Source organism: Streptomyces sp. CNH287 (assembly GCF_000424825.1).
In genome coordinates this window covers 124,095-137,019 of sequence record NZ_AUKQ01000018.1, presented here as the reverse complement: position 1 = coordinate 137,019, position 12,925 = coordinate 124,095, and the positions used below count along the sequence as shown (strand labels likewise).

The following is a 12,925-nucleotide window of genomic DNA, read 5'->3' as shown; positions in this document are numbered from 1 at the left end:
GGCCGCTTTGCGACTCCATTGCTGTCACGTACACAACAGCGATAACTTCCCGTCACCTGCTTGGCTCCCTCAAGGACATGGAGACCCCATGGATTCAAAGCCCTTCAGAGGACGGCGCGCACTGGCGCTGCCGCTCGGGCTGGCTCTGACCGCCTCGCTCGCCGTACTGCCGGGCGCCGGCACGGCGCTCGCCCAGGCGCCGTCCACGGCGAAATCCGGCGAGAAACTCAGCTATGTCGTCAACACCGACACGGCCGAGGAGACCCTCGAACGAGTCCAGCGCGAGATCTCGGCCGCCGACGGCACCGTCGTCACGTCGTACGACCGGATCGGCGTCATCGTCGCGCACTCCGCGAATCCGGAGTTCGGCGAGACACTGCGCGGCATCGAGGGCGTCGACTCGGCCGGGGCCACGCGTACCGCGCCGCTCAAGGCCGCGTCCAGCACCGACGTCGGCGAGCCGCAGTACATCAAGGACCCCGAGGCGCTCGCGAGGAAGCTCGCGCGCGGCAAGGGCGGGGACGGCGCCGACAGCTCGCTGCGGGGCGGGGGGGCGCGGACCGAGCCGCTGGAGTCCCTCCAGTGGAACATCCCGGCCATAAAGGCCGACAAGGCGCACCGCGTCAGCCAGGGCAGCAAGAAGGTCACCGTCGCGGTCATCGACACCGGGGTGGACGACACGCACCCCGACCTGAAGCCGAACTTCTCCGAGCGGCAGTCCGCCAGCTGCGTCGGCGGCACCGCGGACACCACGCCCGGCGCGTGGCGCCCGTACGCCGAGGGCGGCAGCTACCACGGCACGCACGTCGCGGGCACCATCGCCGCGCCGCGCAACGGGGTCGGCGTCGCGGGCGTGGCGCCCGGCGTCCAGGTCTCCTCGATCAAGGTGTCGGAGCAGGACACGAGCCTCTTCTACGCCGAGGCCGTGGTGTGCGCCTTCACCTTCGCCGCCGAGCACGGCGTCGAGATCACCAACAACAGCTACTACGTCGACCCCTGGCTGTTCAACTGCCCGGACCAGGCCGACCAGGCCGCCATCGCGGACGCCGTCGGCCGCGCCGCCCAGTACGCCCAGCGCGGCGGCGTCCTCAACGTGACCTCCGCCGGCAACTCCAGCCACGACCTGGCCGCCGACGAGATCACCGACGACACCAGCCCCAACGACTCCACCCCGGTCACCCGCACCATCGACCCGTCCGAGTGCACGGACGTGCCCACCCAGCTCCCCGGCGCGGTCACCGTCTCGGCGACCGGCGCCGAGCCGCTGAAGTCGTACTACTCCAACTACGGCCAGGGCGTCATCGACGTCGCCGCGCCCGGCGGCGACAAGTACCAGATTCCCGGCGGCGACGCCAAGAACGGCGGCATCCTCTCCACCATGCCGGACGGCGACTACGCCTTCCTCCAGGGCACCTCGATGGCCGGCCCGCACGTGGCCGGAGTGGCCGCGCTGATCAAGAGCAAGCACCGCAAGGCCACCCCGCACGAACTCCAGTGGCGGATGAAGGCATGGGCGGACAACCCCGGCTGCCCGACCGAGCCGTACGACCCGGACGGCGACGGCGAGGTCAACGCGGAGTGCACGGGCCACCAGAAGATCAACAGCTTCTACGGCTACGGCATCGTCGACGCGCTGGACGCCGTACGGAAGTGACGCGCGCTCACGCGGCGAACCGGCCGCGCTGAGCCGGCGGAACCCACGGACCGCCGACCGCCGACCGCCCCGCCGGATGCGCCCGGCGGGGCGGTCGTGGTACCCGGATCACGTTCTGCGCAGGTCATTGACGGTGCAACAGGCGGATGACACAGTTCCGAACCGGCGGAAGGGCTGGCATGTGCCGGGGTGCGAGGGGACGGCCTCCGCCTGACACACAGCGATACCTACAGGAGAACTCTGTGAGAACGAGACGCCGTGCCGCCCTCGTGCTGGCCACCGCGCTGCTGGCCGCACCACTCGCCGCGCTGCCCGCCAGCGCCGCCCCCGGCTCGGACACCCGGCCGCCGCTCACCCCGGGACCCTGGGTCTGCGCGGACGAAGAGATCAAGCTGGACAAGCTGACCAGCAACCTCGAACTGTCGCTGGAGCTGTGGAAGCTCGCGCTCAAGCACCCCCGTACGGTCGACCTCGAGACCATCGGACGCTCGGTCGACGGCCGCCCGCTGTACTCGGCCACCGTCGGCACCGGCGACCGCAAGCTGCTGGTGATGACCCAGGCGCACGGCGACGAGCCGCTGGGCACCGAGGCGGCGCTGCGGATGCTCAAGAAGGTGGCGGGGAACAGCCGGGAGGCGCGTGAACTGCGCGAGGAGGTCACCCTCGTGGTCCTGCCGCGCGTCAACCCGGACGGCTGGGAGCGTTATCACGACCCCGACTTCCGGGAGGGCATCGACCCGCGCCGCAACTCCAACGGGGTCGACCTGAACCGCATGTTCGGCCCGGAGCCCGAGTACGACCTCGCGCTCGCCCCCGAGGCGGCCGCCGTGCAGAAGGTGATCAAGCGGGTCGAACCCGATCTGGTCCTCGACTACCACCACCAGGTCACCTACGCGACGCCGGACGGGCGAATGGTGACCATGTCCATGCTGTGGGCGACCCATCCCGGCGTCGCGCCCGAGGTCGCGGCCGACGGACGCCGCGCGGCCGTCGTCGTCGGGGACTCACTCGCCGGAAACCAGCGGTCCAACCTCACCCTGTACCCGCGCAGCGACACGGCCAGCACCGGCCGCAACGGCCTCGCGCTGGAGGGGTACCCGACCCTGCTGCTCGAGCAGAGGGGGCAGCAGGAGGCCGGGCAGAAGGGTGCCGGACCGCTGATCCGGGAGGCGCAGACCTCGATGGAAGCGGTCGCCCAATCGATGGCCGACGGCTCCTTCGACGACGCCGACCCGGCGCGGGCCGACCTCTGGCCGGAGCGCGGCGAGAAGGTCGAGCCGCCCTGCTGAACCGGGCGCCGCGGCCCGCCTCCCCGCGCCGGACGACGCCAGGCCGCGTCCGACACACGCCGCCCGGCGTGCGACGCCCTGCGGGCGTACGGCGCCACTTGTCGGACGGGGTTCTAGGGGGTGTCCTCGGGCAGCCGCACGGCGGACGTCACCGGCGCCGGAGAGGGCGCCGATGACGGGAGCCCGGGAGGCCGCCGCCCCGGCTCCCCTGGGTGCCCCCGCTCCCCCGGCTGCCATCCCGGACCGCGCAGGACCCGCCCGGCACGCTCGGACCAGCCCCGGGCGGCCCGGACGTCCCGCGCTATCGCCGCGTACTCGTGGGTGGCCACCCGGAGCGGGTTGAACGTGGTGATGTTCTTGGTGAGGCCGAACACGCAGTCCTCCGTCTCCGGCACGAACGAGCCGAAGAGGCGGTCCCAGACGATCAGGATGCCGCCGAAGTTGCGGTCCAGATAGCTGCCCTGCGAGGCGTGGTGGACGCGGTGGTGTGACGGCGTGTTGAAGACGAACTCGACCGGGCGCGGCAGCGTGCCGATCCGCTCGGTGTGAATCCAGAACTGGTAGACGAGGCTGACGGCGGACAGGAACGCCAGCACGGCCGGATGCACGCCGAGCGCGATCAGCGGGAGGTAGAAGGGCCAGACCGTCCACGTCGTCCACGGCTGCCGCAGCGCGGTGGTGAGGTTGAACTTGCGGCTGGAGTGGTGCACCACGTGACAGGCCCACAGAATCCGGATGACGTGGTGCCCCCGGTGCGACCAGTAGTAGCAGAAGTCCTGACCGAGCAGCAGCAGCGGCAGCGTCCACCACAGCAGCGGGATGTGCAGGGGCGTCAGCTCGTAGACCGCCGAGTAGACCGCGACGATGGGGATCTTCCACAGCGCGTCGAAGGCGATGCTGCCCAGCCCCATGGTGACGCTGGTGGTCGCGTCCTTGGCGTCGTATCCCGCCGCCTCCTCGTCCGGGCGGAGCCGGTAGCTGACCACCTCGACGACGCCCAGCAGCAGGAAGGCGGGGATCGACCACAGCACGACATCGGGCAGATGGGGAGCCATCTGCACACGGTAGGACTCCTCCCGGCCCACGGCCAGAGGTTGTTACCGAGAAGTAGGAAGATGCTTTCCCGCACCCCGCCCCGCCGACGCGGCCGAGGGGCGGGCACCAGGCCGCCGCCGCGCCGGGGCGATGCGCGCGAACAGCCGCCAATAGCACGGGCGTTCGCATCACCCGCCGCCGGGGCCGCTTCGGGCCGGGCTCGTGTCCGGCACTGTCAGTGCCGGGCCGTATCCTCTGGGACCATGCTCGAAGACCAGACGGCACGTCCGGATGAGAGCGCGGGGGCGGCACACATTCCCGCGCAGTCCACCACCGGCAGCGACAGCGCGTACGGCGCCACCACGCCCCCAGGCGCCGACTGGCCGTCGGGCTATCCGGACGGCTACGCGGTGGTCGACGTGGAGACCACCGGCCTCGCGCGCGACGACCGGATAGTGTCCGCGGCCGTCTACCGGCTGGACGCCCGCGGCAACGTCGAAGACCACTGGTACACGCCGGTCAACCCGCAGCGCGACCCCGGCCCCACCTGGATTCACGGCCTCACCTCGGACGTGCTGGCCAAGGCCCCGCTCTTCGAGCAGGTCGCCGACGACTTCGCCGAGCGGCTCGACGGCCGGGTGCTGGTCGCGCACAACGCGATCTTCGACTGGTCGATGATCGCGCGGGAGTACGCGCGGGCGCGGCGCACCGCGCCCGTCCGCCAGCGGCTGTGCACCATCGCGCTCTCCAAGGAGCTGAGCCTCCCGCTGCCCAACCACAAGCTGGAGTCGCTGGCCGCGCACTACGGCGTCGTCCAGCAGCGCGCGCACCACGCGCTCGACGACGCCCGGGTGCTGGCCGAGTCCTTCCGGCCGAGCCTGCACCTGGCCGCGGAGACCCGGGTGCAGCTCCCGCTGCTCGCCTGCCAGCCGCTCACCGAGTGGACGGACGCCCTCAGCACCGGCGGCGGCTCCGCCGCCCGTACTGGCTCCCGGGCGTACGGGACCTGGCGCCCCGCGCGCAGGCGGCCCGCGTGCCCCTACCCCAATCCCGGGCGGTACGAGCCGGGTGGGCCGCTCGTCCAGGGCATGCGGGTGGCCATCTCCGGAGACACCTCGGTGGAGCGCGAGCTGCTGGAGGACCGCGCCACCGAGGCCGGGCTGCACATCGCCGGCAGCGTGTCCCGGCTCACCAGCGTGGTCGTCACCAACGACCCGGACGCCTTCACCTCCAAGGTCAACAAGGCGCGCGCCTTCGGCACCCCGGTGATCGACGAGGCCGCCTTCAGCCAGCTGCTGCGGGAGGTGGCCCCCGCGCCCGGCCGCTGAGGGGCCGCGCGATACCGTCGGTGACCGTGTACCGCTTCCTGTTGACCCGGCAGTGGGTGTGTCTCACCCTGCTCGCCCTCGCGCTCGTCCCCGTGACGGTCGAGCTGGGCTTCTGGCAGCTCCACCGGCACGAGGCGCGGGTGGCGCACAACGACCTGATCGCCGAGAGCCTCGACGCCCCCGCCGTGCCGGTCGCCGAGCTGACCGGTGTCCGCCGCGGACCCGCCGACGACGCACGCTTCCGTTCGGTGACGGCGACCGGCCGCTACGACACGGAGCACGAGGTGGTGGTCCGGCAGCGGACGGCCGCCGACGAGCAGTCCATCGGCTACTTCGTGGTCACCCCGCTGATCCAGCGGAACGGCAGCGCCGTTCTGGTCAACCGCGGCTGGATCGAGGCGGGCGGCGACCTGACGAAGTTCCCCGAGGTGCCCGCCGCGCCCCGGGGGGAGATCACGGTCACCGGCCGGATCATGGCCGACGAGACCACCGGAGACAGCGGCATCAAGGACAGGCCCGGCCTGCCGGACCGTCAGGTGATGCTGATCAACAGCCGTCAGCAGTCCGAGGCGCTGGACAAGCCGGTGCTGCGGGGCCACATCCAGCTGACGGAGTCCGTGCCGGCACCCGCCGGCAAGCAGCCGCAGCGCCTGCCCGAGCCGGAACACGGCAGTATCGGCGCACACATGGCGTACGCCGTGCAGTGGTGGCTCCTGACCGCCTTCGTCCCGGTCGGCTGGGTGATCCTGGTCCGCCGCGAACGCCGGGACCAGCTGGCGGCGAAGGCGAAGGCCGCTGCGGAGGGGGCGGAGGCCCGGGACGAGCCAGGGGTGACCGGCGCCGAGCCCGCAGCCGAGGCGGACGGGCCGGACGGGGCGGGGGCGGACAGGGAGCGGGGCCCACAGGGGGCTCCCGACGAGCACCAGGGCATCCCCGCCACCACCCCCTCGGCCCCCGCACGGACCACCGTCGAGTAGGACCCGCCCCCGTCCCGCCCCCAGACACCCGGCTCCCCGCACGGCAGACTGGGCCCATGGATCTTGGGCTGAAGAACCGTGTCTATGTCGTCACCGGAGCCACCCGCGGGCTCGGCTTCGCCGCCGCGGAGCAGTTGGCCGCCGAGGGAGCCAAGGTGGTGGTGACCGGCCGTACGGCGGAGTCCGCCGCGGGCGCCGCCGCGCGGCTGGGCGCGGGCGCGGCGGGCCTCGCCGCCGACAACGCCGACCCGGCCACCGCCGCCCGGCTCGTCGAGGCGGCGCGCGAACGCTTCGGCGGCTTCGACGGGGTCCTGATCAGCGTCGGCGGCCCGCCCGCGGGGCCGGGCGAGGAGATCACCGACCAGCAGTGGCGGACGGCCTTCGAGTCCGTCTTCCTGGGCGCGGTGCGTCTCGCCCGTAGCGCCGCCGCCGAACTCGGCGAGGGCGGGGTGATCGGCTTCGTGCTCTCCGGCTCGGTGCACGAGCCGATCCCGGGGCTGGCCGTCTCCAACGGCCTGCGGCCGGGGCTGGCGGGCTTCGCCAAGACACTGGCCGGCGAGGTCGGCCCGCGCGGCATCCGGGTGCTGGGCCTGCTGCCCTCGCGCATCGACACCGACCGCGTGCGGGAGCTGGACGGACTCTCCGGCGACGCCGACGCGGCCCGCGCCCGCCACTGCGCCACCATCCCGCTGCGCCGCTACGGCACCCTGGAGGAGTTCGGCCGTACGGCGGCGTTCCTGCTCTCGCCCGCCGCGTCCTATCTGACCGGGGTGATGGTGCCGGTCGACGGCGGCGCCGGGCACGGCTTCTGACGGAGCGCGGCCGGGAACGCGGCGGCGCCCCGCCGGGAGCGCAGGTCGGACGAACGGAGCAGCGCCGGTCAGTTGACCCGTTCGGCGCGGTGCCGTACGCAGCGCAGCCGCACCTCGGCCGGGAGCCGGGCGAGGCCGACCGACGTCCGTGCGTGCTCCAGCGCGACCGTGCGCAGCTGCTCCAGCGCGAGGTCCGGCTCCGCGTGCGGGGCGAGCAGCAGGCTCACCCGGACGCGCGGCTCCGTACGGCGCCCGCGCAGGGCGACGCGCGCCCGCTCGACGCCCTCCAGGGTCTCCGCCTCGGCCGCCAGCGCCTCCTCCAGCGCCCGCCCGCGCAGCAGCGCGCCCAGGGCGTCGCCGGGAGGGTCCTCGTCCTCCCCGTCCGGCTCGCCCGCCCCCTCGGGACCGGCGGGCGCGACGAGCACCTCCGCCAGCCGCCGGCGCCGCAGCTGGACGAGCAGCCACCACAGCAGCAGCGCCAGCAGGACGCCCAGCGAGGCGAAGACGACCGGCCACCACCAGCCCTCCGCGCGCCACCGGGTGCGGTCCGCGTCGGTGAGCAGCACGTCGTCCGGTGTGGCCCAGCGCCAGTCCGAGCCCAGGCCCAGGTTCCAGCGCTGCGGGAGGTCCAGGCTGCCCGCGAACACCACCACGCCCACCGCGAGCAGCAGCACGCCGGTCAGGCCGAGCAGTACGCGGTTCACCGTCCGCAGCACGGCGGCCACCTCATCCCTTCGCCGGGCGTCGGACATGGACGGACAGGCCCGGCTGCCGGGCCAGGCCGAGCTGCCGGATGCCGTCCCCGAGCGCCGTGTCCAAGTCTCCGCGCACCTCGTCCAGATCGCGGAAGTGGGCCTGCGCGCGGGCGCGGACTCGGCGGCGCCCGACGGCGACCCGTACGGACCGCACCCCGGCCACCTCCATGGCCCGGTCCCGCAGCACCAGCGCCGCAGCGGTGCGCTCCAGTCCGGCGCGCACCCGCGGCTCGTCCCGGCGCATGGGCAGCAGGCCGCGCAGGCCCGGGGTCGCCGCCAGCACGATCAGCCAGAGGCCGAGCAGCACGGCCGCGGCCGCGCCCACCCGCACCCAGACGTCGTCCAGCGGCCGGCCGGCCAGTTCGTCGGCCAGGGTCCGGCGCCAGGCCATGCCGGGCCGGTCCGCCCGTACGGACACCAGGTCGAACAGCAGCACGCCCACGCCCGCCAGCAGCAGCGCGGCCACGATCAGGGCGGGCAGCCGCCGGGTCGACCAGAACCTGCCGGCGCGGTGCCCGCCGCTCTGCCCGTCGTCCTGCCCGCGGCGGCTCCCCGCGTCGTACGCGGCGGCGGAGGCGGACTGCTCCAGGGCGGGCCGCGCCGCCGGCTCCGGCGCCTTCACCGGACCCTCCTGGGCGAGTCCGCGCCCTCCGCCTGCGGCGGGTGCAGCCGGTCCACGCCGACAGCCACCTCCGGCACCTCCAGGTCGACCAGCTCCGCCACCCGAGCGGCGACGTGCCGGCGCACGGCGCGGCACTGGGCGGCGATGTCCGACGGGTAGCCGAGCGCGAGGGAGAGCTTGACCCGCGCGGAGCGGTCCCGGACGCGGACCGTGGCCTGGGGAGCGGAGCCCTTGCCGGGCGGCAGCTTGTGCGCCTCGGGACCGGCCCGCAGGGCCTCACTCGCCGCCTGCGCCGCGACCTTGGCCACCACCCGGTCGGCGACGCGCAGCGCGCCCCGCTCCGCGGCGGGCACCACGGGCGCCGCCGCCGTCCCCGCCGTCTCCGTCTGCGCCGCGGCGTTCTGGCTCACCGCCGCGTCCTGGCCCGTCACCGCGTCCGGCGCCGGTCATCGCCGCGCGAGCCGTCGCGGGGGCGGAAGAAGTCTCCGAGTTCGAGATCTCCCTCCAGCAGCCTCCCCGCGACGAAACCCACGGCGCCCAGCGCCGCCACCAGCAGGAAGGCGCCAAAACCGCCGAAGTATCCGGCGAAGCCCAGCGCCATACCTGTGATCAGACCGACCACGGCCATGTTCATCGTGCGCTCCTTCGCTCAGCGGACTCCGGCCTTACTGGAGGCGCGGCTTGTCCGGTTCCTCGTCCTCATCTTCCTCGTCGGGGAGCTTCACGTCACTGACGGCGATGTTCACCTCGACGACTTCCAGGCTGGTCATCCGTTCGGTCGCGGAGACCACGTTCTCCCTGACGGAGCGCGCCACTTCAGCGATCGAGACGCCGTATTCGACCACGATCTCCAGATCGAGGGCCGTCTGCACCTCACCGACCTCTGCCTTGACGCCTCTGGCGACGGCCTTGCCGCTGCCGGGTACCCGGTCGCGGACCGCGCCGAACGTACGGGCGAGGCCGCTGCCCATGGCGTGTACGCCGACGACGTCGCGGGCCGCGAGCCCGGCGATCTTCTCGACCACGCCGTCCGCGATGGTCGTCCGCCCCCGGTCGGCCGGAGCGTCCTGTGCGCCCCGCCCTCCGACCGTCTGCTGGGTGCTCGCGCCGGAGGACTGCGCGGTCTGGGGCTCCTTGGGCCTGCGCTGTTCCGTATCGGACATGGCCTTCACCTCACCTCGGGGTGGAATGGCAGATTCCGCCACTCCCCCACCCACGTTAGATCTGCCCGCTGCACCCCGCCTGGCACACACGGCACCGAACGGGTGACCCTGCCCCCGGGAGGGGCCGTCAGTCCGAGAGACCCGCCAGGTCGCGCAGCCGGCGCCCCTGAGCCGCCCGTTCGGCGACGCGCTGCTCCTGATGGGTACGGTCGCCCGCGCCCGCCAGCAGCGCCTTGGTCTCGATCACCGCGTCCCGGGGGGCGGCGAGCAGTGCGGCGGCGAGGTCGGCGACGGTCGCGTCCAGCTCCGCGCCGGGCACCGTCAGGTTGGCGAGGCCGCAGCGCTCGGCCTCCTCGGCGTGCACGAAGCGGCCGGTCGCGCAGATCTCCAGGGCCCGGGCATAGCCGACCAGGTCCACCAGGGGCTTCGTACCGGCCAGGTCGGGGACGAGCCCCAGGCTGGTCTCGCGCATCGCGAACTGCACGTCCTCCGCGCACACCCGCAGGTCGCACGCGAGCGCGAGCTGGAAGCCCGCGCCGACCGCGTGCCCCTGGACAGCCGCGATGGTCACCACGTCGCTGCGGCGCCACCAGGTGAACGCCCGCTGGTACTCCTCGATCAGCGCGTCCAGCTCCGCTTCGGAGCCGCGCGCCATCTCCAGGAAGGACGGCTCGCCCTCGAACCCCTCCGGAGTGAACGCCTGCCGGTCCAGCCCGGCGGAGAAGGACGGCCCCTCGGCCCGCAGCACCACGACGCGGACGCCGCCCTGGAGCAGGCGCCCCGCCTCGGTCAGGGCCCGCCACATCGCGGGCGTCTGGGCGTTGCGCCTGGCCGGGTTCGCCAGCGTGACGGTGGCGACCTCGCCGTCCGTGGTGAGCAGCACGCCGTCCTGGTCGAGCAGAGGGTCGGACATGAAAATCCTCCGGTGGTTACTCAGCAGTTGACTGAAGAGTAACCACCGGCCCGGAGCCCCGGAAACCTCGTCAGGACGAGGCGGACTTCTTTCCCCTGGTAGCCCCGCCACGACCGCGCAGGGACACACCGGACTCACTGAGCATCCGGTGCACGAAGCCGTAGGAGCGACCGGTCTCTTCGGCCAGCGCCCGAATGCTCGCTCCGGAGTCGTACTTCTTCTTGAGGTCTGCCGCGAGCTTCTCGCGTGCAGCGCCGGTCACCCGGCTGCCCTTCTTCAGAGTCTCGGCCACCCGTGCCTCCTCATGGGAAGTGCGCTCTGTGACTCTCATGATCACCCCTCCACCGGCATCTGGCCACCCATTCGGCAAGGTCCGTGCAACTCGGTGGACGCGCCGCGCCCGGGACGGGGCTCCCCAGCGCCCCGCCGTCGGCCCTCGCGCGCGAGCGAGCGCGCGAGGTGCGGCACGTACGGGCAGGTCAGCGGCTTGCGGCGGGCCGGCGGCGGGCGCGGCGGCGGGGCCGGCGGGCGGGCCTGCACGGCACGGGGCGCCCGGGGGACGGACGGCGCCGTGGTACGAGCCGCTCTCACTCAGATGATGGATCACCCGTAGGCCGAATGATCCAGCGGAGATGATCAAGCGCGCGGGGGCCGGTCCAGGCGGACCGGCCCCCGCGCCCTCCGGCACCGCCGCGCGGCGGTGCCGGGCTCAGGCGAGCGCGACCAGATCGGCGTACTCCTGGCCCCACAGGTCCTCGACGCCGTCCGGCAGCAGGATGATCCGCTCGGGCTCGAGTGCGTCCACCGCACCCTCGTCGTGCGTCACCAGCACCACCGCGCCCGTGAAGCTGTGCAGGGCGCCGAGGATCTCCTCGCGGCTGGCCGGGTCCAGGTTGTTCGTCGGCTCGTCCAGCAGCAGCACGTTGGCGGAGGAGACCACCAGCGTGGCCAGCGCCAGCCGGGTCTTCTCGCCGCCCGAGAGCACGGCGGCGGGCTTGTCCACGTCGTCGCCGGAGAAGAGGAAGGAGCCGAGCGTCTTGCGGATGGCCACCAGGTCCATGTCCGGCGCAGCCGACCGCATGTTCTCCAGGACCGTGCGGTTCGCGTCGAGCGTCTCGTGCTCCTGCGCGTAGTACCCGAGCTTGAGCCCGTGCCCCGGGGTGACCGTGCCGGTGTCCGGCTTCTCCACCCCGGCCAGCAGCCGGAGCAGGGTGGTCTTCCCCGCGCCGTTGAGGCCGAGGATGACGACCCGGGAACCCCGGTCGATGGCCAGCCCGACGTCGGTGAAGATCTCCAGTGAGCCGTACGACTTGGACAGCTCGTGCGCCATCAGCGGGGTCTTGCCGCACGGCGCCGGGTCCGGGAAGCGCAGCTTGGCCACCTTGTCCGACTGGCGCTCCGCCTCCAGCCCGGAGAGCAGCTTCTCGGCCCGGCGCGCCATGTTCTGCGCGGCCACGGCCTTGGTGGCCTTGGCGCGCATCTTGTCGGCCTGCGAGTTCAGCGAGGCGGCCTTCTTCTCGGCGTTGGCCCGCTCGCGCTTGCGCCGCTTCTCGTCCGACTCGCGCTGGGTGATGTACTGCTTCCAGCCCATGTTGTAGAGGTCGATCTGGGAGCGGTTCGCGTCCAGGTTGAAGACCTTGTTGACGACGGTCTCCACGAGGTTGACGTCGTGGGAGATCACCACGAGGCCGCCCCGGTAGGTCCGCAGGAAGTCCCGCAGCCAGACCACGGAGTCGGCGTCGAGGTGGTTGGTCGGCTCGTCCAGCAGCAGGATGTCGGCGTCGGAGAAGAGGATGCGGGCCAGCTCGACGCGGCGGCGCTGACCGCCGGAGAGGGTGTGCAGCGCCTGGCCGAGCACCCGGTCCGGCAGCCCGAGGCTGGCCGAGATGGTGGCGGCCTCGGCCTCGGCGGCGTACCCGCCGCGGGTGAGGAACTCCGTCTCCAGGCGCTCGTACTTCTTCATCGCGCGCTCGCGGGTGGCGCCCTGGCCGGTCGCCATGCGCTGCTCGTTCTCGCGCATCCTGCGGATGACCGCGTCGAGGCCGCGCGCGGAGAGGATGCGGTCGCGGGCGAGCACGTCGAGGTCGCCGGTGCGCGGGTCCTGCGGCAGATACCCCACTTCGCCCGAACGGGTGATGGTGCCGGCGGCGGGGGTGGCCTCGCCCGCCAGGCACCTGGTGAGGGTGGTCTTGCCGGCGCCGTTGCGGCCCACCAGGCCGATGCGGTCGCCCTGCGCGATGCGGAAGGTGGCGGATTCGATGAGCATGCGTGCGCCGGCACGCAGTTCGAGGCCGGAAACGGTGATCACGGGACTAGCTCCAGGGCAGGTGTGAAGGACGTACGTACGAGGGGACCGGGCGGCGCAGACGTACGGACG

14 protein-coding genes are annotated in these 12,925 nt (G+C 73.1%); 5 read left to right on the top strand and 9 right to left on the bottom strand.

The genetic code is table 11. From position 1 onward, the window contains the following. Positions 1-88 precede the first annotated feature (88 nt). On the top strand, positions 89-1,654 hold the full coding sequence (locus H299_RS0119545) for a S8 family serine peptidase (RefSeq protein WP_027749779.1): 1,566 nt from the start codon (positions 89-91) through the stop codon (positions 1,652-1,654). Positions 1,655-1,896: 242 nt separating this feature from the next. After that, positions 1,897-2,943: a M14 family zinc carboxypeptidase gene (locus H299_RS0119540; RefSeq protein WP_027749778.1), complete on the top strand. Its 1,047-nt coding sequence runs from the start codon at positions 1,897-1,899 to the stop codon at positions 2,941-2,943. A 113-nt stretch (positions 2,944-3,056) separates the two neighbouring features. Here H299_RS0119540 and H299_RS35105 read toward each other — a convergent pair whose 3' ends face one another. Then, positions 3,057-3,998, bottom strand: a complete 942-nt coding sequence (locus H299_RS35105) for a sterol desaturase family protein (protein ID WP_051262650.1) — start codon at positions 3,996-3,998, stop codon at positions 3,057-3,059. Positions 3,999-4,241: 243 nt separating this feature from the next. On the opposite strand from H299_RS35105, the gene H299_RS35100 reads away from it, so the two are divergent. From H299_RS35100 to H299_RS0119520, 3 genes are read left to right on the top strand one after another with little or no spacing between them, the layout of a single operon-like run. Next, positions 4,242-5,306 carry a DEDDh family exonuclease gene (locus tag H299_RS35100; protein WP_037759672.1) on the top strand — a complete coding sequence of 355 codons (1,065 nt, stop codon included), beginning with the start codon at positions 4,242-4,244 and terminating at the stop codon, positions 5,304-5,306. 26 nt (positions 5,307-5,332) lie between these two features. Beyond that, positions 5,333-6,283, top strand: a complete 951-nt coding sequence (locus H299_RS35095; protein ID WP_078512883.1) for an SURF1 family cytochrome oxidase biogenesis protein — start codon at positions 5,333-5,335, stop codon at positions 6,281-6,283. Between the two features lie 56 nt (positions 6,284-6,339). Continuing rightward, on the top strand, positions 6,340-7,095 hold the full coding sequence (locus H299_RS0119520) for an SDR family oxidoreductase (protein WP_027749777.1): 756 nt from the start codon (positions 6,340-6,342) through the stop codon (positions 7,093-7,095). Positions 7,096-7,163: 68 nt separating this feature from the next. Here H299_RS0119520 and H299_RS0119515 read toward each other — a convergent pair whose 3' ends face one another. From H299_RS0119515 to H299_RS0119480, 8 genes are all read right to left on the bottom strand, one after another. After that, the gene (locus H299_RS0119515) at positions 7,164-7,811 is read right to left on the bottom strand and encodes a hypothetical protein (protein ID WP_027749776.1); all 648 of its coding nucleotides are present in this window, start codon (positions 7,809-7,811) and stop codon (positions 7,164-7,166) included. A 10-nt stretch (positions 7,812-7,821) separates the two neighbouring features. Beyond that, the gene (locus H299_RS0119510; protein ID WP_027749775.1) at positions 7,822-8,472 is read right to left on the bottom strand and encodes a DUF6286 domain-containing protein; all 651 of its coding nucleotides are present in this window, start codon (positions 8,470-8,472) and stop codon (positions 7,822-7,824) included. Further along, positions 8,469-8,882, bottom strand: coding sequence for an Asp23/Gls24 family envelope stress response protein (locus H299_RS0119505; protein ID WP_051262648.1), 414 nt, complete (start codon positions 8,880-8,882; stop codon positions 8,469-8,471). Before H299_RS0119505 ends, H299_RS0119510 begins: the two co-directional genes overlap by 4 nt. 17 nt (positions 8,883-8,899) lie before the next feature. Further along, a complete protein-coding gene (locus tag H299_RS0119500; protein ID WP_027749773.1) occupies positions 8,900-9,106 on the bottom strand; it encodes a hypothetical protein in 207 nt (68 codons plus the stop codon). A gap of 31 nt (positions 9,107-9,137) precedes the next feature. Then, positions 9,138-9,635 carry an Asp23/Gls24 family envelope stress response protein gene (locus tag H299_RS0119495; RefSeq protein ID WP_027749772.1) on the bottom strand — a complete coding sequence of 166 codons (498 nt, stop codon included), beginning with the start codon at positions 9,633-9,635 and terminating at the stop codon, positions 9,138-9,140. A 127-nt stretch (positions 9,636-9,762) separates the two neighbouring features. Next, positions 9,763-10,548 (bottom strand): enoyl-CoA hydratase/isomerase family protein, encoded by a 786-nt coding sequence (locus H299_RS0119490; protein WP_027749771.1) that lies wholly within the window; start codon positions 10,546-10,548, stop codon positions 9,763-9,765. Between the two features lie 70 nt (positions 10,549-10,618). Further along, on the bottom strand, positions 10,619-10,840 hold the full coding sequence (locus H299_RS0119485) for a helix-turn-helix domain-containing protein (protein WP_027749770.1): 222 nt from the start codon (positions 10,838-10,840) through the stop codon (positions 10,619-10,621). 417 nt (positions 10,841-11,257) lie between these two features. After that, positions 11,258-12,856, bottom strand: coding sequence for an ABC-F family ATP-binding cassette domain-containing protein (locus tag H299_RS0119480; RefSeq protein ID WP_027749769.1), 1,599 nt, complete (start codon positions 12,854-12,856; stop codon positions 11,258-11,260). Positions 12,857-12,925 lie beyond the last annotated feature (69 nt).

Coding starts and splice junctions, on each gene's coding strand:
- H299_RS35105 (WP_051262650.1), bottom strand. CDS start 3,998: ATGGCTCCCCATCTGCCCGATGTCGTGCTGTGGTCGATCCCCGCCTTC.
- H299_RS0119495 (WP_027749772.1), bottom strand. CDS start 9,635: ATGTCCGATACGGAACAGCGCAGGCCCAAGGAGCCCCAGACCGCGCAG.
- H299_RS0119500 (WP_027749773.1), bottom strand. CDS start 9,106: ATGAACATGGCCGTGGTCGGTCTGATCACAGGTATGGCGCTGGGCTTC.
- H299_RS35100 (WP_037759672.1), top strand. CDS start 4,242: ATGCTCGAAGACCAGACGGCACGTCCGGATGAGAGCGCGGGGGCGGCA.
- H299_RS0119490 (WP_027749771.1), bottom strand. CDS start 10,548: ATGTCCGACCCTCTGCTCGACCAGGACGGCGTGCTGCTCACCACGGAC.
- H299_RS0119520 (WP_027749777.1), top strand. CDS start 6,340: ATGGATCTTGGGCTGAAGAACCGTGTCTATGTCGTCACCGGAGCCACC.
- H299_RS0119545 (WP_027749779.1), top strand. CDS start 89: ATGGATTCAAAGCCCTTCAGAGGACGGCGCGCACTGGCGCTGCCGCTC.